The sequence below is a fragment of the Flexibacter flexilis DSM 6793 genome (assembly GCF_900112255.1).
GTDB classification, from domain to species: Bacteria; Bacteroidota; Bacteroidia; order Cytophagales; family Flexibacteraceae; genus Flexibacter; species Flexibacter flexilis.
In genome coordinates this window covers 1-25704 of the sequence record NZ_FOLE01000018.1, presented here as the reverse complement: position 1 = coordinate 25704, position 25704 = coordinate 1, and the positions used below count along the sequence as shown (strand labels likewise).

Sequence of the window (25704 nt, the reverse complement as noted above, 5' to 3'; positions counted from 1 at the left end):
CTCTGCGATACCTCGCGGTGCAACAACTGACCCGTAACACTCATCAGTTCTATGACGCTACCCGCCTTGCTCTCTATCATCACTTTATCTCGCGCGGGGTTCGGGTAGATACTTACTTTGGATGAATTACTAATAATTGGCTTGCTACTCGTTACCAACCAACTACTATCCGTCTCGGGCAAATACGGCAAGCCAATACCGCCCACTTTCATAAAATATAAATCGAAAAAAGCAGGACTGGGACTATTAACAACACCTGCAAAGACTGCATCGCCATCACCTGTAAAGGCGATACTTGACACACCCTTATTGCCAGATATGCCAGTACCTGTCAAGGTCGTATTCCACACTACACTACTATCCAACCTTTGCTTACGAAGATAAAATACTGAGCCAGAGTTCGCCACAGGATAACCTCCTCCTATCGTAAAACACGTATCTTGTGTGATATACGCTGGATATACTCCTCCGCTATGCTCACCACCCCAACTCTTACTATAATCTCCATTATACAGACCCCAGTAATAACTTGCGATAGGACTGGTCCAAATTGCTCCTATCACCAAATACTTCTGATTCGGAAGTTGCTGAACATACGCATCATATATCTTCGCATACGTCGGGCGCGTATAAAAAATATGCTGACGCACCACATTACCACTCGTATCCAACTCCATGCCCCAAACAGAGCTATTCACACTACCTGATACCCAATAATGACCATTCGCCATACCCTCCACATAATAGCCCTCTGTGTAATAGCCCAAATTAAATGACTTGGCCCATACCAAATCTCCATTGCCCCTATAACGACCTACATACGCATCCCATGCCATGTTAGGGGTGCTGCTAAACGTCGTCTGACCCACCACTAACAAATCCCCATTACTCATACTCTTCCCCCTGCAATTGGAAACAACATTCCCATTATTCCCCACCATATACATGTGTGTATAATGCGCCAATACTACCCCATTGCTATCCAACTTCAACAAATGCTGCTGGTAATCAAATGCGGTTTCCTGCGCTACTATCCAATAATGAACACCATCTCTATCCTGCGTAATTGAGGCTGCTTCCGAGGTGATTATATTCAAATTCTTGACCCATGCCGTATCACCATTCGACAACAATTTACCTACATACAAGCCTCGATAACTACAATCTATGCCGAATTTGCACAATGAACCCGTAAACAAATAGTTCGAGGATTGAGGCATCGGAACTATCGCATCAGCATAATCCATATCATATATATTATACTTCTTCTCCCACAGCACCGATTGACTATAAACAACTTTGCTTAAAAACAGCAGTAATAACAATAGTAGATTTCTTCGCATAATCTTACACTTTTGATTGAATAAATGGGGCAAGAAACTAAACGCCTCTTGCCCCCATTTGGCTTGGTTAATGAATCACGGATAATGGATGACTTACCCCATCTACTTTAAGTACATAAATGCCTGTACGAAGCGAGTTCAAAGACATTTCTGTTTGCTCACTCTGCGATACCTCGCGGTGCAACAACTGACCCGTAACACTCATCAGTTCTATGACGCTACCCGCCTTGCTCTCTATCATTACTTTATCTCGCGCTGGGTTCGGGTAGAGGCGAACAGATTGACCCAAACCTGACGATATACCCGCTATCACATTGGGGTTGCCCATACGAGACACGGGAAATAAAATAGGGGTGGCGGGAATAAAACCCGTGCATATTAATGTGATACCAGTCGTTTGTTGTACAGGATCTGTTGTGGCTAAAGGTATCCCCATCGACACTGGAGATGTTGTATATGGATGAACAGTAGTACCCACAAACTCATTTTTATATCGCCAGTACTTAAATGCACTACCATTATTTTCTATAGACACCCAATTATTAGGCGATGCCCAATAAGAGTTAGATGCTTCCACATCATAAATTGTGTTGCCTGTAGAAGTTTGCGGCAGTTGGCTACGCACCGTACCCGTCTTTACAGGCCATACATTTCCTGCGGGCATCACATAACCCATACTTTGTGTTCCATCTCCTCCTATATTATTCAGGCTTGTGTTGGCGGATACATATAAGCCCGTTTGGGTATAACTGGCAGTTTGGTTTGGCTCAAAGGTGTTACATTTGAGATTCAGCGTTTGGGCAGTTCCTCCCAATGAGTTGTCCAGATACAAGCCATACAAGTTCGCATTAAACTGATTGCCTTCTACGGTAGCCGTATGTCCTGCGCCATTTACCCAATGCAAACCACGCCATAGCGTATTGAATGTATTTTGTTTTATGGTAGAAATACTGGTAGCTGCAATCCCTATCGAATACTTCATAGTAACATCATCAAGCCCCTCAAAAGTATTACCCGTAATAAGATTGGTAGAATTTTTGGCATTTATAATACCATATACAGCAGGTACTCCATTGTTCGCCACCTGAAAAGCCATATTCGGAATGGCATTGGTGTGCATATCATAGGTTTCTTTGCGATATGCCAATCCAAATGTACAGTTGTCTATTTTTAGTAACCAGTCTTCCGTGTAGATACCCGCGATTTTATTGTCTTTGAACGTACATTCGCTAATCGTATTACCATTAAAACCACTTCCGTGTACATAGACCCCAAACAGGCAGTTATCAAAGCTATTATCCATAAACTTCTTACAAGAAAATGGTTTACCCATTTCTACGCCCGAATAAGCATAAAAACGCTCGTCGGGAGCTGAACCGTTATGCGCTATATCAAAAGGAGCTTTGATATTTTCGTTGGAAGTAAAGTGATTATGTGTAATGATGGCTCCCCTTACATAAGCCAATTCCATAGCGCGGTAGTTATTGATAAACTGGCATTCTGTTACTTCAAAAGTACCTATAACATTTATGGCCGAATTCGGGTTCTGGAAAGTATAGTCTTTTAAACCCTGATAGCTGTCTTCGATAATGGAATTATCTGCATAAACAGCTTTTACTTCCGTCAACTCAAAACCTTTCCACATTTGGTCGCAAGCAGCTCTGAAATGTGTATTGGTAAGCCTCAGGATACTTTCTTTAATCAACGAAACCAATGGGCCATCTACTGTTCCTCCATAAGGGCTTCCATAATACGCTTGGCCATACACATACACCTGATTGCCCGAAAAGGTAACATCCGCATGAGCAAAAGTTATATCTTTATGAATAAAGGTAGCGTAAGGATACACAAGCACTCCCGAATAAGTAGAAGTATTGCCTAACAACTGAAAGTAGGCAGGAGAAGACATTGTTCCCGACGCAGCAGAGTAAGTTACCAAAGAGTAAAGCCCATCAGGTAAATTATTGATTAGTAATTTTGCATTATTACTAATAAGGCTACCGCTTGGGTCGTACCACCAATATTTGTCGGCAACGGCTGTTACTAAATAATGTGTTCCATCGCACGTAGGCGTAACCACAGGAGGAAGCGGAGCCGTTGGAGCAGCAGTTACTTGTACTGGTGTTTGGGTCTGTTGTGCCAACATAGGATTAGCAACAGACATGGCGGCAAGGCATAGTAAGCCCGCCAATGAGCGTTTGGCCCAATGTAATGTTGCATTCATGGTTGTTTTTTGAAAATGAAGGTTGAATTAAATATAAAATGACCAGAGACACTGCTCAGGCAATCGCCCAAACACTGAACACACGCAACAAAATAAATCGCTAGCGAACGCGCTGATTATAATATCGGTCTTTGTTTAAGCTAAGTGCTTTTTCCTGAAACTTTTCGGAAAGAATCTAATGAGATAGGATATGCTTAAAAATAGAATCGGTCTTTTTGTACTTGTTCTGTTAGAGTATTGGCTTTTATGAAAGATAAAGAAAGTTACTTGTAAGGTTCGTATGAATTACTCTCCAATGTTAAGTACAAATTATTTTATTTCCAAATCTTGATTAAACAAAATTTTACTTTTTCCTAAATAAAATAATTCACTAACTAACAGCTACTTACAAAAAACAATATGACTATTATTAAAAATAAAATCTTACCAAAATACATTATTTAACATAATATTATAAATATTCATTTTTCGATAGTGTGTGTAAGGTTTGGACAATAAAAAAACGGAGCTAAAATTTAGCTCCGTTTCGTGTTACTTTAGTTGTTGTAAGTAGTAGTTAATCTTGACGAAAATCAAGTGTATGTTTAGTTGTGTGTAGTAGTGTAGTTACTTCTAAATTAGTTATTTTGTTGTTGTTTTTATTAGCAGCTATAATTAGTTGTTTTCAAAAAAAATAGTGCGTTTAGCTGTTTTTGTATTGTAGTAGTTAGTGCCTAACTTAGCCTTTTGAGGGGCAAATCAAACATAATGTGAATTTAATTTCTTATAATTCCAGTTGCTATGATACAAAGATATAGTCCGCCCCTCGATACCGAAAGTAGTATTCGATAAACAGGTATATATTTTCGATAAACATAGTTTACAATCCGATTTATACGAATAAAAGCTGCTTAAAACTGGTTAAATCACCAATTCTAAGCAGCTTTTAGGCTTTAATTATGGTTAATTTACTCTTGTCCTTTGTCGCGCATTAGCTTAAATTCTTTGTAACGACGCGCAATGGCAATGCAGAAGCCAATCACCAACACGAATGTTCCTATCCAAAGTACGTTGATTAGCGGTTTTTCGACGGCTTTCAGGATAATCCAGTCCTTTTGCGAGGTGTTCAGGCCAATGGTAAATTTGCCTGTCTGCGGATTGATGTCCAGTAGTGTAAAACGCACGCCCAAATCGTCGATGGTATGCGAGAAACGGCCAACTTGCCCGTCTTTGATGGCAAATACTGGCTCTGCAATATAGTTTTGGTCTTTGCCCATAATGCGCACAATGGCTTTCACGGCTGCATCATTGGCACTCAATTCCGTGCCTTCCAAATCGTTTACTTTTTGCACGTCCACCAATTGCGCAATAAAATCATTGGCAATAAACGTATCGCCTACAGCCAAGGTGTATTGCTCGGTTTCGCTCCATTTCTTTTCTTGCTCAGGGTCTGGCACGGACGAAACGTGTGTGTAAAGGTCTTTGTTCCAAAAACGTTTGATGTCTGGCGAAGCCATCAAGCCCATGTTCGGGTTTACTTGCGCACGCGGAAACAACACAAACGGTTCTTTGCCTTCTTGCTGATATTCAACGGCATAGTAAGTATTTTCGGGCGAAATGCGTACCGTGTCGCCTTTTTTGAAATACGTTTTGTCGTTGTACACCAACTCGGCACGCGTAATGGCGCGGTAAGGGTCTGGCGCAGTACGCAAATATTCTTTCTTCACATACGTCGGGAAGCCGTCCACTTCGATACAGTCGCCTTTGTAGGTAAGCGTAAAGTCCGACATACGTGTCGGCGTGTTGCGCCAAAGCATAATGTTATCGCGATTTAGTTCCGTAGAAAAATCTTTGTTATAAACCATTCCCGAAGTATTGAGGGAAATGATGCGCGAGTAGCCCGACGAGAACAAAATCCCCAGCAACATCATGGCAATACCGATGTGCGCAATCGCACCGCCTGCCATGCGCAAACTTCCTTTCAGTAATTTGGCCAAAATAATGCCATTGGCGGCGATAGAAAACATAGAGCAAGTTACCAACACAATGTAATCCCATTGCGTTACGCCCAGCGCAATAATGACACTCGAAGCCAACAAAGCCACGATAAGCGGCGTAGTAAGGGTTTTGATAAGCGTGTTTTTATCAATTTTTTCCCACCAAAAAAACTGACCCACACCCGACAAAATCGCCACGAAAACCGAAAACCACATTTGCCATTGTGTATAAAACGGCACGGGGTCGGCTGGCGGCGCGGCCTGAGAGTCAATGCCCAAAGCCTCCAGTATTTTGTTAAAAACAGGAATAGACGTAGCCGCCAACACCTGAAACGAAGCCAAGCACATGACCACCACGCCAATAAAAATCCAAAACTCACGCGAATACGTGGACGCTTCTTTTTCGGTGGTCGGAATTTCTTTCCAACGCCAAGCCAACATCACAACCGCCAAAATTACGAAGGCCAACAAATAAACTAAAAGTTGTCCCGAAAGTCCCAAGTCCGTGAACGAGTGAACCGACGCATTGCCCAAAATACCACTGCGCGTGAGGAATGTAGCGTACAGCACCAACACAAACGTAGTGATAGACAAAATCATGGAACTTTTCAAAGCACTTTGATTTTTGCGGTGGCTTATCATGGTGTGAATAGCTGCCACCATCACGAGCCAAGGAATATATACGGCATTTTCTACTGGGTCCCAGTTCCAATAGCCGCCAAAGTTGAGGGTTTCGTAAGCCCAATAGCCGCCCATCAAAATCCCGATACCCAATATCGTTACGCCAAACAAAGCCCAAGGCAGCGCAGGGCGCAACCATTCTTGGTAGCGTTTTTGCCAAAGCCCCGCAATCGCATACGAAAACGGAATAAGCGTAGCCGCAAAGCCCAAAAATAGCGTTGGCGGGTGAATTACCATCCAATAGTTTTGAAGCAAAGGATTCAGACCTCTGCCGTCTTGCGGGATATATTCGGGGTTCATTTGGAAAATCGGAATGTTGGCCATCGCATCGCGCATAAGGATAAAAGGCGAACTACCGATTTTAACATCACCAATCAACACACCCAAAATCATGGAAGCCAAGAAGCCTTGTACCAACGCAAAAACCGTCATAACTGGCGTTTCCCACGTTTTGTTGGTGTGAATAATGATAATGCCCAAGAGTGCGTGCCAGAAAATCCAGAGCAAGAAACTGCCCTCTTGGCCTTCCCAGAAACAGGAAATCATGTAATGCACGGGCAAGTTGCGGGAGGAGTGTCCCCAAGCGTAATGATATTCGTAATAATGGTTGTAAATAATGGCAAACAAAGCCACAATTACCATGACCACCGAAGCGGAATGAACATAAAAAAAGAGGCGGGCAAACTGTTTCCAGTCTTTATGCGCCGACTCTACGGTTTCGTGTCGGGTAGCCTGCCAGTAAGCGAAAGCCGCCACCCATGCCGCAACAAATGAGATGATTACGCCCAGATGTCCGATATTTCCTATTGTATAGTGCATCAGATTTTATTGGATAAAAAAAATAAATACGCAGTGTTTTGTGAATATAATGTGTTTGAGGGTTGTTTTTGTTCCCGCAAAAGCGCGGCAAATTAGGCACGCAAAGCGTAGCAACCAACAAAAAAGGGGAAAGAACCTAACAATGCTTTTATTTTTTATTGGCCAAAATAGCTTCAACACATTCTATTGTAGCCTTTTCAAATGCTTGAAAAGCAGCTAAATTTTTTAGTGGACTAAAATCTTCTATATAGTCTGCAACTAAATGAACAGCCTCATGTACATTGAGTTTACCTTTAGGACCTTTTACTGTTTTCAGTAATTCGTGTAGAACTTCTTTGGGATTCGGAATAGACTCTAAGCGTTGGACTGACGGCAAGTTTAATTTATCCTTGTAATTGCGATTACCTGCGGCACATTTAATGGCCTCCTCGTCTATCAAAAGCCAAGCCTCCATCATTTTGATAGGCACTACGCAGACCAAACAATTTTGATATTCTGGCGGCGTTTGATGCTGTATTTCTTGGGTTCTTTGCGCCAATACACCAGCATCTCTATCTTCGGCATCTCTATGATAAAAAACCACATCAAAGTTATACAACAACTTGGCTTTCTGTATCCTATTACTTACATCTCCATTGTTAGGCGGATTTCGTAAGAATGAAAAATCAGCATATTCACAGTCAAAAGACTGCTTAGGAAAGTGATTATCTAAAACCCATTTAATAACCGACAACAAGACTTTATCTGAACTTCCGTCGGAAAGCAATACACATTTTAACTCTCCCATTACTTAAACAGATTCATTTGGCTTTCAATATTTTCCCTTACTGTTTTTTTCTTCCCTTTAGGAATATCTGGCATTTTTGTTGGTTCTTCTTTTGGGATTTCATCTAAGTACACCAAAATATCACTCAAAGATGTTATAAACTGCGTCAAATTCGCTTTGGCGCGCCACGTATCAGGCAACACTTCAAAAGCCGTGTATTTCACTTTTTTATTAAATTCTTCTTTATAAATCTCCTTAGTTGTGGCCAAATACAAGCTATCAGCAGGCACAAGGCTAACCACTTTAGGAGAATGTGAATTAATAATTACTTGTCGCAAAGGATTTTCATCGCCGATTGGTTCATCTGTGTTGGTGGCCATTTCCTTCAGCAACTCAAGCATTTCTTTTATTTTCTTGGGATTAATGCCATTTTCGGGTTCTTCCAAACATATCAAACCGCTGCTTTGGTTGTCTTCTCGTAGCACTGCCAAACCTAAAAAACGTAATGTACCGTCCGAAAGCGATTGAGCAGGTAAAGTAAGCCCATCTTTATACTTTACTTCCAATGTAAGCAAGTCTCTACGGTCATCTTTATCTATTGTTATCTCCTTTATATCAGGCACTAATTCTTTTAATTTATTGGTAAGTCCCTGATATACATCCACCTCCGTTTTCTCATTGTGTAGGCGATACAAAGTAGCTGGCATATTATGCCCTGCTGCGGTTATCTCTGCATTTTTTACCTCAAATATGGTGTTAGGCTCTCGGAGAGCTGTTGGTTCAAACTGCAACATCATCCAGTTACGCATTTCTTGTCTGGCCAAAAATGCGGTAGGAGATTCTGCCGTTACCGTAGAAAGCAATGTACGTGGCATTTTTTCTGGAATAAATTGCGTGCTACGCCCTTTTCCACCGTCTTGATGAAGTTGTATTTTATTATCTTGAGTGGAAATAAATGGTACACTCCGCTTTCCCTCTAATACAGAGTCTATCCACTGTTTAGAGGCTTCAAACAATCTTAAACTTCGTTTGGCGTTGGTTTGCGTAATAGATTTAAGTTCCTCTCGTACTATACCAATTGGCTCTGTCTCTGTTGTATCCGCATTAAGTTTTATTTCTAAAATATAGGTTAAAGCCGTAATCGTAGCATTTGCCTCTTGCCCCAAATCGTCGTACGATTGTTTGGGGATTATCATATCTACTTCAAAACGTATGGTTTTGTAATAGTCTTTTCCACTTTTAAAAAATATATCCCTAATATTTGAATGCTTTTGGTCTTCGCTGCGCACCGACTTAGCAGCGTGCAACAGCGTATTGTCCGCCAAATGCGACAAAAACATAATTGCATCAAAAAGATTAGATTTCCCTGCCGCATTCGCTCCAACGATACAAGTAAAAGGCGAGAAATACAGTTCCGTATTTAACAAACTCTTAAAACCGTCTATTTTTATTCGTGTTATCATTCACAATTTTGTTTTAGTCAGGTCAAAAATAACAGCCTGCCCCGACAATCCCAAACCCTTCTCCCAAACATTTTGGCTATCAAAACCCGCCCTTCTCCCCTATTTTATTTGCCTTTTCTGAACTTTTACACCCCTAAAATTTTAATTTTCGTTTTTTTTGTTATTGCTTTGCAGCGTTTTTGCTTCTTTTGAACAGTTATTTTTCGATATGCCCAAAAATTTAGTCATAGTAGAATCCCCTGCCAAAGCCAAAACCATCGAAGGATATTTGGGGCCTGATTTTATTGTAAAATCAAGTTTCGGCCACGTGCGCGACTTGCCCAAAGGTGATAAGGCCATCAACATCGCGGCAGGTTTTATTCCTACTTACGAAATCTCCGACGACAAACGTGAAGTAGTCTCGCAGCTCAAAAAAGCCGCACAAGAAGCCGATTTGGTTTGGCTCGCTTCCGATGATGACCGCGAAGGAGAAGCCATCTCTTGGCACTTAAAAGAAGCACTCAAGCTCGACGAAAGCCGCACACGCCGCATCGTTTTTCACGAAATCACTAAAAACGCCATTCTCAAAGCCATACAATCGCCGCGAACCATCGACATAGACCTTGTCAATGCTCAGCAAGCGCGTCGCGTGTTGGATAGGCTCGTAGGTTTTGAACTTTCGCCCATTCTCTGGAAAAAAATAAAATCTGGTCTTTCGGCAGGCCGCGTACAATCCGTAGCCGTGCGATTGGTGGCCGAGCGAGAACGCGAAGTAGAACGTTTTAACACGACCTCTGCTTTCAAAGTTACCGCTACGTTTGTGGTAGAAAAAGGCCGTACTTTCACCGCCTCGCTCCCCGAACGATTCGCCACCGAAGCCGAAGCCAACGCGTTTTTGGAAAAATGCAAAGGCGCGATTTATTCGGTTCTAAATCTGGAAACAAAGCCCACCAAAAAGACACCCGCGCCACCTTTTACCACTTCCACACTGCAACAAGAGGCCAGCCGCAAACTGGGATTTTCGGTTGCTCAAACCATGACTTTAGCCCAAAAGTTGTACGAAGCTGGTAAAATTTCGTATATGCGTACCGATTCCGTGAACCTTTCGGAAACGGCTTTGGAAGGAGCTAAAAACGCCATTAAAGCCGCTTACGGCGACCAATACGTTCATACGCGCCGCTACAAAACCAAGTCGGAAAGCGCACAAGAAGCGCACGAAGCCATCAGACCAACCGATTTTACGGTACAAAAAACAGGCGGCGACCGCAGCGAAGAGCGTTTGTACGAACTGATTTGGAAACGCGCCATTGCCTCGCAAATGGCTGATGCTCAACTGGAAAAAACAACCGCCACGATTCAAATTTCGACCGTTGCCGACAAGCATTTGGTCGCCACTGGCGAAGTAGTGAAATTTGAAGGTTTCTTGGCCGCCTACATCGAGTCCACCGACAACGAGGACGACGACGAAAACGATTCGAAAATGTTGCCACCGTTGCACATCGGGCAAGTGCTTACTTTCTCGCAAATGAAAGCTACGCAACGTTTTTCGCACGCCGCGCCACGCTACACAGAAGCGAGTTTGGTAAAAAAATTGGAAGAAATGGGCATCGGTCGCCCTTCTACTTACGCGCCAACCATCTCGACGATTATCAAGCGCGAATACGTGGTAAAAGAATCCAGAGAAGGCAAACCGCGTAATTATCAAGAACTTATCTTACAAAACGATAACATTACGACCAAAACAAATACCGAAATTACGGGAGCAGAAAAAAATAAATTGTTCCCAACGGATATTGGTTTGGTGGTCAATGATTTTTTGGTGCAACATTTCCCCGCCGTCGTGGACTATTCGTTTACGGCCAACGTAGAAAAGGAATTTGACGAAATCGCACACGGCAAAATCGTTTGGAATCAGATGATTGACCGCTTCTACAAAGGATTTCACCAAACCGTCACCGACACGGAAAGCATCGACCGCGCTTCTGCGGGTACGTCGCGGGAGTTGGGCGTACATCCCGAATCTGGCAAAAAAGTGATTGTGCGTTTGGGTCGTTTTGGACCAATGGCGCAAATCGGCGACACGGAAGGCGAAGAAAAACCGCAATTTGCCAGCCTTCAGAAAAACCAACGCATGGAAACCATCACGTTGGAAGATGCACTGGAACTATTCAAATTGCCGCGCCAAGTGGGCTTGTTTGAAGACAAAACCATGACGGCAGCCGTAGGGCGTTTTGGGCCTTACATTCGCCACGACAGCAAGTTTTATTCCTTGCCCAAAGGCGATGACCCGCTCAGTGTTACGGAAGAACGCGCCATTGAGATAATTCAGGCCAAGCGCAAAGCAGATTCGGAAAAAATGATTAAAGAATTTCCAGAAAACCCTGATGTGAAGGTACTTAACGGACGTTTTGGGCCTTATATCGTAGCCGACGGCAAAAACGTAAAAATTCCGAAAGGCACTGACCCCGCGTCTTTGACTTTGGAACAATGCTTACAGTTGGCCGCCGACACGCCCGAAAAGAAAGGACGTTTTGCCAGCAAAACAACCGCGAAAGCCGCCGACACCAGCGAAGCAAAAACGACTACGAAAAAGGCCAGCAGCACACGCAAAAAGGCCGCTTCCGCAGACACAGGAGGCAAAAAACCTGCCGCCAAAACCAAAAAGGCCAGCAGTAGCACCGCCAGCAAAGCGGTAACAAGCAAGAAAAAATAGTTATTTTTGTTAATATGTAAAAAGGATTGACTCGCTCTTGTAGTCAATCCTTTTTTTATATATCAATCGGCCAACACTATTCCGATTTGTAGATAATGGCATTATCCTTCAACAATTGTGCGCCGTTGGCCGTCTTGCTCAATTTCCAGCCATTACCGCCAGACCACGTATCTTTGTCGGAGGCTTTGAGCAACAAGCTTTGGCGCAAACTTGGTACAAATACTTCCGCTGTATCTTTTTGACCGCTAAATATTACAGCCGAAAAAGTAGCATCTTTCGTGTCGGTTGGTAACAACTTCAAGTCCAAATCTTCCCAAACTCTTACGCATTTCTTTTTGGTAACACTCCACGTATAACCCGCCGAACCAATACAACCATGTTCGTCTCGGTCGCTGCCAGGCATTGGCATTTTCGTAGAAGTTTGCTTTTGATTGTTTTTGGGCGCACAGGCTACGGTTATAGCTGCCAGCATTAAGATATTCACGAATCTATTCATAAAAAATATATTTGATATTAGGGATAAAGATGCAGCCAAATATTTACATACACAATTCTAATACTATTTTATTTAATCTAAATACAAAAGTACACAGTCAGATTATTTGTATTTTACCATCAAGAATTATATTTTTAATGCTGTATTTAGCTTAAACAATAAAACAACTAAATGATTAACTAATTAACACACATGAAAAAATACTATTACGGCTTATTACTGTTATTTTGCTGGCAAGCCAACGCCCAAACCGTGAGTAAATTTGCAGGCCAAGACCAAAAACAAGGCGCAAGTGATGGCGCATTGCATTCAGCCACCTTCAAATTTCCTGCGGGTATTGCCGCAGATTATGCGGGCAATTTGTACATAGCCGACCGAAAAAACCACTTAATACGCAAAATTTCGGGCGAATCGGTCAGCACTTACGCTGGCAATGGCTCGGCAGGCTTGAAAAACGGCTCGGCTCTCTCGGCCTCCTTCAATGAGCCTTCTGATATTACAGTAGATACCAAAGGGAATTTGTATGTAGCCGATTTGGGCAACCATTGCATCCGCAAAATCAGTACAGACGGCACAGTCAGCACCTTTGCGGGTTCGGGCAAACAAGGCACACGCGACGATGTGGCCGACTCGGCAACTTTTTCCATGCCTTTTAGTTTGGCTTTAGAAAAAACAGGCAATTTGATTGTGAGTGATTTCGGCTCGCACCTGATACGGAAAGTTTCGCCAGACGGTTTGGTTACGACCATTGCAGGGCAAGCCAATGTCGCAGGTTTTCAGAACGGCGCAGGCGGCGGCGCATTATTTTCGCACCCTTGCGGCCTGATTGTCAGCACCAAAACAGGGCTTATTTACATCGCCGACCGCGACAATAACGCCATTCGCAGACTCTACAGCGACGGAGCTGTAAACACGCTTTGCGGTTCGCCGAACCTTGACACGCTTTTGGACGGCAAATTGAGCGCAGCAGGTTTCTTAAACCCCATTGATTTGGCTTTCGATCAAAACGAACATATTTATGTAGTTGAAAATGGCGACTCTTCGGGCAAAGGCACGTATAGTTACCATGTTCGCAAAATTAACATGACCAAAAAACGTGTGGGACTCTATGCAGGCAAACGCAACACACGCGGCGCGGAAGATGGTGTAGGTGAAGAGGCCGCTTTCTGGGGCATACAAGGTATTACGTACGTTAAGACGGATAAAAGCTTTTATGTAACCGATGCTAACAATCAGTTAATCAGACAAATAAAACAACCGCGTTGGGATTATGATGTAGAGGCTCTCATCGATTCTATTTTTATTCCATCGGCCTTTACGCCCAACGGCGACAACGTAAACGATACTTGGGGCGTAGAAAGTCGCTTCATGGATTCGCTCACAATGGGCGTTGCCATTGACATTTACAATGAATGGGGACAAAAAGTGTTTTATACCCGCAGCAAAAACGAACGATGGAACGGTAAAACAGGTGATGCAGAAAATCCAACAGGGACGTATCGCTACATCATTAATGCTTGGTACGAAGACAAAGCCGCCACAGTAAAAGGCATCGTTAATCTAATTCGCTAAAACACACTAAATCAAGATTTTATTATGAAAAAAAATATACTTTTTGTATTGAGTGTGCTGTTTTGTGCGTTCAATACACAAGCACAATTTTATCATTTTACGCAATACCCCTCCTTACAGCCTTTTTTCAACCCAGCCTCCGACAACAACTCCTATGAATCGCGTTTTAAGTCGTTTTACCGCACACAATGGAACAAACTTGGCGACCCGTACAAAAGCTATGGCGTTTCGTATTACAGAGGTTTTCAGCATTATCAATTTGGTTTTATGGGCGTAAACAATCAAGTGAGCAAAGGCATAAACGAAATACAAATTGGTCTTAGTCAGGGATTTAACATGCACATTGACCACAACAATTTGGTAACTGTTTCGGGAAAATTGAGCGTTTTGCAACGCAAACTCTCCGACGGAAGTCTTTCGTATGCCAACCAATTCGACAAGCTCACCAACACCTACGACCCCTCTTTGCCTTCTGGCGAAACAGGTATTACCAATGATAAAATAACCAAACCAACCTTGGCTTTAGGGGCGTATTGGCGGCACGACGGCGAAGAATCTACCATGTACAGTAGTTTGTCTTTTGCCAACCTGAACCGCCCTTATCAAAATTTCACTGCCGAACAAAGCCGTATGTATGTGCGCATGGCGGCACAAATGGGCGTAAACTTTAGGTTTGGAGAAAGTATGTACATCGACCCTAACATTTTGTATGTAAGGCAAAAAGATTCGTATATCCTGAACGTTTTCTTTAACACGCACCACCGCCTAAGCGAAAACATGGTGGGTTCGGTGGGGATTGGCTACCGCAAAGACGATGCGTTTTTGTTTGCAACAGGGCTTGCCTACAAAGATTTTGTATTGGGCGCGTCTTATGACATCAATCTTTCTTCTCTGACCACTTACACCAACGGACGCGGCGCATTTGAACTTACTTTGTGCTACCGCATCAAGCACCGCGACCCGCACATTATGGCCAAAGACACTAGCATTGAGCTAATGGAGCACCAGCACAAACACATCAAACATCCAGTACATCACCCATCGCACCACTACCAACGCAAACCGGTTCCGACAACGGATTCTATCCCGAACAAGCCAGTAGCCAAACAAGAGCCAATAACACCTGTGGCGGCGGTTAGTCAGCTCGTGGACAGCGACAAAGACGGCATTGCCGACAGCTTAGACCAATGCCCAACGGTAGCAGGCAAACTCATCCATTTGGGTTGTCCAGACAATGTGTCGGATAGAGACAAAGATGGCGTACCAGACGATGAAGACTATTGTCCAGATGAATTTGGAGCAGTCGCAGGCCGAGGCTGCCCGTTATCTAAAGGCAAAATTTGGGAACTTTTCCAGAAACAAGGACACTTGGAAGATATTTTTTTTGATGTCAATGAAGTGACACTTTCGCCTAAATATCACCAACAACTGGATACCATTGCCGCGCATCTCAGCCGCTATCCGTTCCTTACGCTCGTGATTTGCGGACACAGCGACAAAGTCGGCAATCGCAATTACAACATGATGTTGAGCAAGAAACGCGCCGATGCCATCGAAGCCTACTTGGAACGCAAAGGCGTAAAGAAAAATCAATTGCAGTTTTTCTATTACGGCGAGTCGCGGCCTAAGCACCTGACAGGCAAAGAAGATGCAGGCAACCGCCGCGTAGAGTTGTTCTATACGGAGTAGTAGCTACTAAAACTCTGCGTCTTAGCTAATAATTAGGCTAAGGCGCAGAATTAAACTTCCTCAAAGTAGAATAACACAGCAAAAGCCTAAGATATTTTTTTGATAATGCTATAAACTAATCTTATTGCTTTCCTGTTAGTTAGCATAGACTTTTTGGAAAAAATGAACAGCAATTTGAATTTATGGCCAAAAAGAGTGTAAATTCGTGCATTGATTTATCTTAAAGTTTTGAAACTTACAGACCGAACAACAATTTCAACGTGGAGAAAATAAAATTAGCCATCTTAGGGCTGTCGTCGAGCCAATCGCATTCGGGTTCTTTTGCCTTGTTATTGGGCGAAGAAAACGGCAACCGCCGTTTACCCATCGTGATTGGAATGTTTGAAGCGCAAGCCATTGCCATCGAAATGGAACAAATCGCGCCCAATCGCCCAATGACTCATGATTTATTTAGGGCTTTTGCCGACGAGTTTCATTACCGAGTATCCGAAATTTTGATTTCAGACCTGAGCGAAGGCATTTTTTATGCTAAAATTATTTGCTCCGACGGCATCCGCACCGCTCAAATAGACGCTCGTCCGTCAGACGCTATTGCCATTGGTTTGCGTTTTAAAGCTCCTATTTATACGTTCGAAAATATTTTGTCGGAAGCGGGCATCGTCATCAACGAAGCCGACGAACCTCGCCCTTCTTCGGGGCCGAGCAGTTCCACGCCAAGCCCTGCCGCACCCGTAGAAACCCCAAAAGCAGAGCCGCCAGCCGCCCCAAAATCTTGGCAAGAACGCCTGAAAGACACTTCGTCCGAACAGCTACAAGCCATGCTCGAAACGGCACTTTCCAACGAAGACTACGAAAAAGCCGCCATCATCCGCGACGAGTTGAATCGCAGAAACTAACGGCACAAAACATATACCCATAGCGACTTATGAAGTTTTTTATTCAAACTTTTAAGTCGCTTTTTTATTTATATCACTCACATACAATCACTTATCTTTTTATGCAAAAAGCAGCTTGGATTTATACGCTTCTGGCCTTCGGGATTACGTGGGGCATCGTGTTGGCACTGTACGGCCTTTATCTTCGGTCGGTCATTACGCTGGCCGAACTAAATTTGTACTACACGGCAGGTGCGGCAGGTCCTGCGGTGGCGGCCATCGTTTGTGTACGTGTGTTTTATGGGGCAACAGGTTGGCAAAAATTCACCAGTCAATTTTCATTCCGACACATTGACCCGAAATGCTGGCTTATCATCTTCTCCCCGCTGCTGTTATTTGGCTTGGGAATGCTTTTTTATCCGCTGCTCAAAGGGCATTGGTATTCTTTCGGGGCATTTTTGGAAACACAAAAACTTTATACAGCGTCGGCCGTGGCCGCGTGGCTGTTGCCATATATCGTGTACGCAATTTTGGAAGAAATCGGCTGGCGCGGTTTTTTGTTGTCGCACTTACAAACTCGCTGCAATGCCTTTCAGTCTGCCCGATGGCTTACGCTGATTTGGGGACTTTGGCACGCGCCTTTTTTTCTGTTTCGCTTCCAATTTTCGCCCTTTATCGCCTTCGGCTTTTTCTTTAGTTTGTTTGTCGGAACGGTCATTTTGAGCCATTTGTACAACCAAACGCGCGGATCGGTGCTGGCCACGATGTTATTTCACTTGGCTAACAATTTGGCTTCTTGTTTTGATAAAGAAATTGTGGTGGCGTTCACGAGTACGGGCTTTGTGCTGCTGGCCATCTGGATTTTCAGAAAATACAAAGGCCAAGACCTAAGCGAGCAGCCTCGCGTACAAAACGACATTTTTGTATAATTCATATACAACATAAATATTATCACAATCTTGTATTTCAGCAATACCCACCAACAAACATTGCATACCAAATATTTATCAAAACATTTCTGGTTTTATTCAAGAAAAAACATATATTGCATCTGATTACAGCATTTAACTTTTCTAAGAAAGCAGAAATGTAAATTCGGTATGTATGAATGCCTTAGGCCTTACGTTGACCTAACAGGAATTTAATAGTAGCTAAAGCAAGAAATTATACTTCAACTATATCAAACACTATTCAAATCAGGCACGCACAGCTTCCGCAAGGGGTTGTGCGTATTTTTTTACGATTATTATGTATATTTTATGATTAAAAAATTTGGAATTGATTATTAAATTTACATAATTTGCGGCCTGTTTAAAAAGGAGGCCATTATTAACAACAAACCTAAAGCTCCATATTCACCTCAGAGAGGCAAAGTGGAGGAGCCATACAAAATCAACGACAAAATACGCGCACCTCGCGTAAGGCTTGCTGGCGATAACGTAGAGCAAGGTATCTTTACCGTTCAGGAGGCTTTGGCCATGGCTCAAGCTCAACAACTGGACTTGGTGGAAATTGCCCCTAACGCAGAACCGCCTGTTTGCAAAATTGTTGATTATTCTAAGTTCAAATACGAACAAAAGAAAAAGCAAAAAGAGCTAAAAGCAAAGGCTCATAAAGTGATAGTGAAAGAAATCCGTTTTGGACCCAACACTGACGACCACGATTATGAGTTTAAGCTCAAGCACGCCGTTAACTTCTTGAAGGAAGGCTCAAAAATTAAGGCTTATGTGCAATTTGTAGGCCGTGCAATTGTGTTCAAAGAGCGTGGCGAAGTGTTGTTGCTCAAATTTGCGCAAGCCCTCGAAGAGCATGCGAAAGTTGACCAATTGCCAAAATTGGAAGGAAAGCGTATGATTTTGTTGCTTTCGCCGAAACCGAAGAAATAAGCTCACGTTTCGCACGTGTTATGTTTATATTTATTGTTTATTAAAATTTTTAAAAACAAGTAAAATGCCTAAAATCAAGACCAAGTCTGGGGCTAAAAAACGTTTTTCACTCACTGGCACTGGCAAAGTGAAAAGAAAACATGCTTTCAAAAGCCACATTTTGACTAAAAAATCAACAAAAAGAAAACGCGGCCTAACGCACACAGGTTTAGTATCTGCTGCTGATGAGGCAAGAGTAAAATTGATGTTGGGCATCTAATTCGTTGCCAAACGGACATTTACTAAAATGCGTTGTGGGGCTTAGAACCGCGTCCCACGCAGGTAGCCGTGAGGCCTCCGACGTTTCAAGAAAAAAATGGTTTAATTGTTTCACCCGATAATTGGTTTTAAGTGCCTGAAAAAGAGCCACCAACTGTCAAAAAAATCAAAAAAATGCCAAGGTCAGTCAATGCCGTTGCTTCAAGAGCAAGAAGAAAGAAAATATTGAAAGCCGCTCGCGGTTATTTCGGAAGAAGAAAAAATGTTTGGACGGTTGCTAAAAACGCCGTAGAAAAAGGTTGGGGTTACGCATACCGCGACAGAAAACAAAAGAAAAGAAATTTCAGAAGCCTTTGGATTCAGCGTATCAACGCAGGTGCTCGTCAGTATGGTTTGTCATACTCACAGTTCATGGGCTTAGTAGGCAAATCAGAAATCGCGCTTAACCGCAAAGTTTTAGCTGATTTGGCCATGAACCACCCAGAAGCGTTCAAAGCAGTAGTAGAAAGAGTAAAGTAATTTCGGCTACAACAAACTGAATCACAAACTTTTAATTTCATTTCAAAAAAATGACACCTGAAAAAAAACAAGAGCTTTTCGCTCAATTCGGATATAACAAGTCGGCAGTCGACACAGGTTCTCCAGAATCTCAAATTGCGTTGTTCACTACACGCATCAACCACCTTACAGAACACCTAAAAGTGCACAAGAAAGATTTCGCGAGCCGTTTGGGTCTTCTTAAATTGGTAGGTAAACGTCGTCGTTTGCTTGACTACTTGTACGATAACGACATCGCAAGATACCGCGACGTTATTGCCAAGTTGGGTATTAGAAAATAATCTACACCGCGTAGAGATACAGAGGGGTTTTCTTCCGAGAAAATCCCTCTTATTTTTTGTAAAAGCCTAACAATTAGCGCACATTATTCTACTCAAAAAAAATACTCTATCGCTTTTGCTGGTTTTCGTAAAAAAATGCCTAAACTGCGCACGAAAAAAGAACGAGTGATAATTTAATAAAAAGCAGATGTATCCAAATGTAATTACAAAGACCATCACTTTGCAAGATGGTCGCACGATTACGATTGAAACGGGCAAATTGGCTAAACAAGCCGACGGTTCAGTAGTAGTTCGCATGGGCAATACCATGTTGTTGGCCACGGTGGTCGCCAACAAAGACGCGAAACCTGGTGTAGATTTTATGCCTCTTTCGGTTGATTATCAAGAAAAATTTGCGGCGGCTGGCCGTATCCCTGGTGGTTTCTTGAAACGCGAAGGCCGCTTATCTGATTCCGAAATTTTGGTTTCGCGCTTAGTGGACAGAGTGTTACGTCCTCTTTTTCCAGACGATTTCCACGCCGACACACAAGTAAACATCTACATGATTTCGGCTGACACTGAAGTAATGCAAGATTCGCTTGCAGGCTTGGCCGCAGCAGCTGCATTAGCCGTTTCGGATATTCCGTTCAATGGCCCAATTTCGGAAGTAAGAGTAGCCAAAATTGATGGCAAATTGGTTATTAACCCAAGTCCTGCCGATATGCCACGTGCCACTATTGATATGATTGTGGGTGGTACAGCCAAAGATATTTTGATGGTAGAAGGCGAAATGAGCGAAGTGAGCGAAGAAGAAATGCTCGAAGCTATTGCGCTTGCACACGAAAACATCAAAGACCATTGCCGCGTACTGAAAGAATTGGAAGCGGAAGTGGGCAAAACAGAAAAACGCATTTACCTACACGAAGTAAATGACGAAGGTCTAAAAGCAACATTGCGCCACGCACTTTACGACAAAGTGTATGCCGTAGCCGCACAAGGCAACGCCAACAAACAAGTGCGTAAAGAAAATTTTGGTGCTGTGCTTAGCGAATATTTGTTGTCGTTGCACGAAACGCCTTCAGATGAGCAACTTACATTGATTAAAAGATATTACCACGACATCGAAAAAGAAGCCGTGCGTAATATGGTAATGGATACAAAAACGCGTTTGGATGCTCGTCGCACAGACGAAATTCGTCCTATCTGGTCGGAAGTAGATTACTTGCCAGGCGCACACGGTTCGTCCGTCTTCACACGTGGCGAAACCCAATCACTTACCAGCGTAACATTAGGTACTAAAATTGACGAGCAAATGCTTGACAGTGCTATGCGCCTGAGTTACAGCAAATTCATGTTGCACTACAACTTCCCAGGTTTCTCGACGGGTGAAGTAAAACCAAACCGCGCACCAGGTCGTAGAGAAGTGGGTCACGGCAATTTGGCTTTCCGTGCCTTGAAAAAAGTATTACCTCCAGAGGCTGACAATCCTTATACAATCCGTATCGTTTCCGATATTTTGGAATCAAATGGTTCTTCTTCGATGGCGACGGTTTGCGCGGGTACATTGGCACTCATGGACGCAGGTATTCAAATCAGCTCACCAGTATCAGGTATTGCAATGGGCTTGATTACGGACACAACTACTGGCCGCTACGCGATTCTTTCGGATATTTTGGGCGACGAAGACCACTTGGGCGACATGGACTTTAAAGTTACAGGCACAAGCAAAGGTATTACCGCTTGTCAAATGGATTTGAAAGTAGATGGTTTGCCTTATGAGGTAATGAAAGAAGCCTTAGAGCAAGCACGCAAAGGCCGTTTGCACATTTTGGGCGAAATGCAAAAAACGATTGCAGCACCTCGTCCAGACCTCAAGCCACACGCGCCTCGCTCGGTGGTGGTTCGTATCGAGAAAGACCAAATAGGCGCGGTAATCGGGCCAGGTGGCAAAGTGGTACAAGAAATCCAACGTACAACAGGTGCTATTTTGGTAATCGAAGAAGTAGCTGAAGGCGGTTTGGTAAACATTTTTGCCGTAAACCAAGAAATCATGGACAAAGCCGTGAAATGGGTGAAAGGCATTGTGGCAGTACCAGAAGTTGGCGAAGTGTATGAAGGCAAAGTAAAAGGTATCCAAACTTTTGGTGCATTCATCGAATTTATGCCAGGCAAAGAAGGTTTGTTGCACATTTCTGAAATCAAATGGGAAAGACTTGAGTCGATGGACGGCGTGCTTAACGTTGGCGACATCGTGAAAGTAAAACTCATCGAAGTTGATAAGAAAACAGGCAAATATCGTCTTTCGGCTAAAGCACTAACCCCAAGACCTGCCAAATCATAATTATTTAGATTCGACTAAATAAAAATATAACAAACGGAGCCTGCGACTTACAGAAGTTGCAGGCTCCGTTTTTATTTCCAAAACCATAATACCATTTGGTCTTTTATCGCTTGAAGCATTAAGATTTATGGCCGCAAATGTCATCAAGGTTTGGCGCAAAAGGACAGGAGAAAAGAAGCGTTCGGGGAATAATAACCCTGAAGTCTTAAATAATGGATTGCAGGCATTTTTACTTTCAGATTATACAAAAACTACTGCAATCCACAAACTATTCAAATAATATACTTATCATTTAAATAGTATTAATTTATTTATTTTCTATTAATGTTTTAATCTTAATATATGCCGATTCCGTTTCGGATTTTTCTTTGAAATTAATTATTATTTTCGGTGCATTTCCTTTTGAAATAATTAAATATGGAGGATTTTCTGACTGAATAATCAATCTACTTGTACCGAATGTTTTAATATCAAAAAACCCATTCTTAACAGTTCCTAAACTAAAACCACTTGTCTGCGTTTGTATTTCAGGAAGGGTATCTACGAGTTCAATATTATCTATTTCAGAAATTTTAATATGTACTCCATACATTCCCGAAAATTGAACAAACTGTTTGCTAATAATCACCTTTGGAGACCTAATTCCATAAATTGTTAGTGCAACTCCACATAAAAATACGAATCCAAGCACAAGGTATATTATTACATTTATTTGTTTACTTTTTAAAATATTCTCATTGTGAAACTTCTGAGCATTGATTACTAAAATTGTTACGCCAACTATGCCCACAATAAATGGCATTAAATTAGCAATCAATAAAAAACCACACCATTTAAATAAATAATATCCGATTATATTTAACAGACCTATAGAGATAAGTCCATTTCGCATAAAAGCTGACAAACCTATAATGTCGACATTTTTCTTTTCTTCTTCGGACATCGTGTTATATCCAGCGATTAAATTAGGATTAGATTTAACTAAAAACCCAAGCGTCGCCATAATCAATAAAAATATAAAATTAAAAGCATCTATTATGTTTTATTTTTTACAAATAATATACATAAAAAACAAGAAGAATTGCAATAGTTACGAAGTTTTTTTACTTTCACAATGTCTTAAATATAAATTATATTCTGACATATTCTATGCAAATAATTATATTCAAACCCGAAAAGTCAAATTTACTATCTTTAATTTTTCCATTTTTGAAACAGACTATCTTGGTAAACAGTTAGGTTTCTTCTTTTTTGTTCTATTTCCAAAACTGCCACCATGGTTTTGGTTGCTGAATGTTTTTTTCTTGGGAAACGACCATAGACTTTGGTTCATCAAAAAAAGTGCGCGTAAACGGCAAAAAATGGCCATCGGCGGGCAATCGGACACCAACAGCCTTTAATATAGCGCGTAATTTGCCAAGTTCTGCGCCATACGAATATTTTTCGGAATCTTCTCCTCCCCTTTTATCCAAAATAATTTGGCCAGCTTGGCACACAAAACCGTCGTAAAAGCACGTGCCTCCATGCGAATCTGTCCACACATAAGCCAATAACTCGGCTGGGTACAGCGCAGAAAAAGGCACGAGTTGCTCATAAATTGAGTCGTTATGTGCCATAATTTTATCATAATTATCAAGATTAACCAGTTCGGCTTCTGCAATTATCAACCCTTTATAATACTCATTTTCAAAGGCTTTGATACGCGCCAACGGCCACTGCTGGCGTGCAGCCTGCTGAAACTCCTCTGATGTGTTGGTAGTAACAATCCCTTTTAGCGAAAAACCCATATTTATTTTTTTACAATAAATATAGACAAAAAAAGACGACACCCCACATTGATGCCAGATGTCGTCCATTGTTAATCGTTTATTGATTGATAGAATGGTTCTTATTTATCTCTTAACTATTAAAACAAACTCATTGCCTATGCTTGTTTCATACAAATGTCTGCCATTATTATTTTGCCTACAATAGTTATTTATAACCATACAACCCCAACAACAGTCAATATGCTGCAAATATATAAGCACTATTTAATTGCTCAGATGGAGAGGTATTAGATCTCGTCATGATCCAAAATTGATGAGCTTGGCTTGGGTTGTTATCAGTTCTTTACAATTATTCAAGATCAAAAGTCTTGATAGTCTATACAGGCTGAAGTTCATATTTTTACTACAAGTATGTATTTTATTTGCTTCTTTCTTAATAAAAGAAAAATGAATAAAATTTCACTTATTTAGTTTCCATTAAATAAATTATTCATTCAATAAAATGAGTATTTAATCTAAAAAATAAAACATTAAATACTCATTTTAAATTATCAATTTCCAAATAATTTTAAACTAAAAAATATTTAAAAAACAACTAGTAAACAACTACTATACAAAAAAATAATTGTATTTTTTTGAAAAAAAATATTTTAAATATAAAAACAAAAACACTAAATTTGTCTAAATAATTTTATTTTTAACTTTAAAAACCATTTTTTATTTATGGATTATTACATCGGAACAATTATGATGTTTGCTGGCAATTATGCACCTGCAGGATGGGCATTTTGCGACGGAAAAGAATTAAGTATCTCTCAAAATCAGGCATTATATGCAGTGATTGGAACTATTTACGGTGGTAATGGAAAGACAACATTTGCTCTTCCTGATTTACGAGATAGAGTTCCTGTAGGAGCAGGATCAAGTCCAAGTCCAACAACAGGAGGACAAACTGATTTGGGAGAAAAAAAAGGTTCTAATACCGTTACCTTAGGGCCAACTAACATGCCACCTCATACACACCAGCTACTTGTTGCTACACAGACTGCTAATAGTGCAGTCGCTGCTTCTGATAGTCATTTAACTAATACAGTAACAAACCCTACAGTTACGGTAACAGATCCTGAAGGTAATGTAAAAGTCGAGGTACAAACCCCTTCAATGTCATTTTATAATGGAGTTACAACAACTACTCCAATACAAGGTATTGAGCCATCTTCTTATGGTTCGACATCACCCATATCTATTGTTCAACCAAGTTTAGGGGTAACTTATATTATTTGTATGCAAGGGGAGTTCCCTCCAAAATCTTAGCAGTAAAAATTCTTTAAAAGAAAAGGGTACTTATTTAAATAAGTACCCTTTTCTTTTAAAGAATTACAAATTATTAATATTGTATGTTATATCATGACATAATGAATTACTATTTTTTTTAAAAAAACAATCTTTATTTCTATTAAATTCAACATAAATAAAGATTGTTTTTAATATTATTTACCAGTCAAAATCATTTGTCGAGTAGCGACCCCTTCCGCAGACATTACTTTCAAAATGTATGCGCCTTGTGGATACGCACTCAAATCTAATTGTAACACGGCTTCTTGACTTACTACTTGCTCGCCTGACAGCACTTGTTTGCCTACACTATTGTAAACAACATAGTTCACAGCACCACTCAAGCCTGCTACATTAACTAGACCCGTCGTTGGATTTGGATAAACACTTAATTGTGCTAGCTCCTGACCCAAACGCGCAGCACCTGTCGTAAACGTACTGATAGAAGACCATTCGTTCCAATCTTCCGCCACTGGCAAACAAGCATTACGAACACGCCATTCATAAGTAGTATTTGGGGTAAGACCCGTTACGCGGGCAGCCAAAGTTGGCGCTCCATAACCTGTAGATTGATAGCCGTACCAAGTACTTGTACCCTGTACTCGGTAATGGATTTGGTACATGTAGGTATTGGTGGTGTAAGATGGCCAGTCAAATCGAACTGCTGTCGCACTTGGTGTTGCGGTAACAGTAAGTGGCGC

The 25704-nt window shown here is 41.7% G+C and carries 20 protein-coding genes; 11 read left to right on the top strand and 9 right to left on the bottom strand.

Annotated elements, in window-relative coordinates; genetic code table 11:
• The 5 genes from BM090_RS17600 to BM090_RS17580 form a co-directional block, all read right to left on the bottom strand.
• The coding region (locus BM090_RS17600; protein WP_143084038.1) for a hypothetical protein at positions 1-1343 on the bottom strand (1343 nt) is incomplete at its 3' end.
• Positions 1344-1410: 67 nt separating this feature from the next.
• The gene (locus BM090_RS17595; RefSeq protein WP_091516842.1) at positions 1411-3567 is read right to left on the bottom strand and encodes a right-handed parallel beta-helix repeat-containing protein; all 2157 of its coding nucleotides are present in this window, start codon (positions 3565-3567) and stop codon (positions 1411-1413) included.
• Between the two features lie 947 nt (positions 3568-4514).
• Positions 4515-7043 (bottom strand): heme lyase CcmF/NrfE family subunit, encoded by a 2529-nt coding sequence (locus tag BM090_RS17590; RefSeq protein ID WP_245756758.1) that lies wholly within the window; start codon positions 7041-7043, stop codon positions 4515-4517.
• Between the two features lie 148 nt (positions 7044-7191).
• Positions 7192-7830 (bottom strand): hypothetical protein, encoded by a 639-nt coding sequence (locus BM090_RS17585; RefSeq protein ID WP_091516835.1) that lies wholly within the window; start codon positions 7828-7830, stop codon positions 7192-7194.
• Positions 7830-9272 (bottom strand): AAA family ATPase, encoded by a 1443-nt coding sequence (locus BM090_RS17580; protein ID WP_091516832.1) that lies wholly within the window; start codon positions 9270-9272, stop codon positions 7830-7832. Before BM090_RS17580 ends, BM090_RS17585 begins: the two co-directional genes overlap by 1 nt.
• 208 nt (positions 9273-9480) lie before the next feature.
• Here BM090_RS17580 and topA point away from each other — a divergent pair, with 208 nt between their 5' ends.
• Complete coding sequence (topA, locus tag BM090_RS17575) at positions 9481-11964, top strand: type I DNA topoisomerase (protein WP_091516830.1); 2484 nt, start codon at positions 9481-9483, stop codon at positions 11962-11964.
• A gap of 76 nt (positions 11965-12040) precedes the next feature.
• On the opposite strand, the gene BM090_RS17570 is transcribed toward topA, so the two are convergent.
• Positions 12041-12460 carry a hypothetical protein gene (locus BM090_RS17570; RefSeq protein ID WP_143084037.1) on the bottom strand — a complete coding sequence of 140 codons (420 nt, stop codon included), beginning with the start codon at positions 12458-12460 and terminating at the stop codon, positions 12041-12043.
• A gap of 192 nt (positions 12461-12652) precedes the next feature.
• Here BM090_RS17570 and BM090_RS17565 point away from each other — a divergent pair, with 192 nt between their 5' ends.
• The 9 genes from BM090_RS17565 to pnp all read left to right on the top strand — a co-directional run bounded on the left by BM090_RS17565 (position 12653) and on the right by pnp (position 21899).
• Entirely contained in the window at positions 12653-14032 is a 1380-nt protein-coding gene (locus tag BM090_RS17565; RefSeq protein ID WP_091516825.1) for a T9SS type B sorting domain-containing protein, read from the top strand.
• Positions 14033-14056: 24 nt separating this feature from the next.
• Entirely contained in the window at positions 14057-15721 is a 1665-nt protein-coding gene (locus tag BM090_RS17560; RefSeq protein WP_091516822.1) for a PorP/SprF family type IX secretion system membrane protein, read from the top strand.
• A gap of 260 nt (positions 15722-15981) precedes the next feature.
• On the top strand, positions 15982-16617 hold the full coding sequence (locus BM090_RS17555; protein ID WP_091516819.1) for a bifunctional nuclease family protein: 636 nt from the start codon (positions 15982-15984) through the stop codon (positions 16615-16617).
• A 101-nt stretch (positions 16618-16718) separates the two neighbouring features.
• Positions 16719-17525 carry a CPBP family intramembrane glutamic endopeptidase gene (locus BM090_RS17550; RefSeq protein WP_091516815.1) on the top strand — a complete coding sequence of 269 codons (807 nt, stop codon included), beginning with the start codon at positions 16719-16721 and terminating at the stop codon, positions 17523-17525.
• Positions 17526-17969: 444 nt separating this feature from the next.
• Complete coding sequence (gene infC, locus BM090_RS17545) at positions 17970-18482, top strand: translation initiation factor IF-3 (protein ID WP_091516812.1); 513 nt, start codon at positions 17970-17972, stop codon at positions 18480-18482.
• A 64-nt stretch (positions 18483-18546) separates the two neighbouring features.
• Positions 18547-18741: a 50S ribosomal protein L35 gene (rpmI, locus tag BM090_RS17540; RefSeq protein WP_091516810.1), complete on the top strand. Its 195-nt coding sequence runs from the start codon at positions 18547-18549 to the stop codon at positions 18739-18741.
• A gap of 173 nt (positions 18742-18914) precedes the next feature.
• Entirely contained in the window at positions 18915-19259 is a 345-nt protein-coding gene (gene rplT, locus BM090_RS17535; protein WP_091516844.1) for a 50S ribosomal protein L20, read from the top strand.
• A 50-nt stretch (positions 19260-19309) separates the two neighbouring features.
• On the top strand, positions 19310-19579 hold the full coding sequence (gene rpsO / locus BM090_RS17530) for a 30S ribosomal protein S15 (RefSeq protein ID WP_091516807.1): 270 nt from the start codon (positions 19310-19312) through the stop codon (positions 19577-19579).
• A gap of 187 nt (positions 19580-19766) precedes the next feature.
• Positions 19767-21899, top strand: coding sequence for a polyribonucleotide nucleotidyltransferase (gene pnp / locus BM090_RS17525; protein ID WP_091516805.1), 2133 nt, complete (start codon positions 19767-19769; stop codon positions 21897-21899).
• A gap of 307 nt (positions 21900-22206) precedes the next feature.
• Here pnp and BM090_RS17520 read toward each other — a convergent pair whose 3' ends face one another.
• Together BM090_RS17520 and BM090_RS17515 are read right to left on the bottom strand one after the other, a co-directional pair.
• Entirely contained in the window at positions 22207-22908 is a 702-nt protein-coding gene (locus BM090_RS17520) for a DUF3784 domain-containing protein (protein WP_262487680.1), read from the bottom strand.
• 247 nt (positions 22909-23155) lie between these two features.
• On the bottom strand, positions 23156-23686 hold the full coding sequence (locus BM090_RS17515) for a hypothetical protein (RefSeq protein ID WP_091516800.1): 531 nt from the start codon (positions 23684-23686) through the stop codon (positions 23156-23158).
• Between the two features lie 705 nt (positions 23687-24391).
• On the opposite strand from BM090_RS17515, the gene BM090_RS17510 reads away from it, so the two are divergent.
• Positions 24392-24982, top strand: a complete 591-nt coding sequence (locus BM090_RS17510; RefSeq protein WP_091516796.1) for a phage tail protein — start codon at positions 24392-24394, stop codon at positions 24980-24982.
• Between the two features lie 176 nt (positions 24983-25158).
• On the opposite strand, the gene BM090_RS17505 is transcribed toward BM090_RS17510, so the two are convergent.
• On the bottom strand, positions 25159-25704 hold a 546-nt coding region (locus BM090_RS17505; RefSeq protein WP_143083893.1), incomplete at its 5' end, for a T9SS type A sorting domain-containing protein.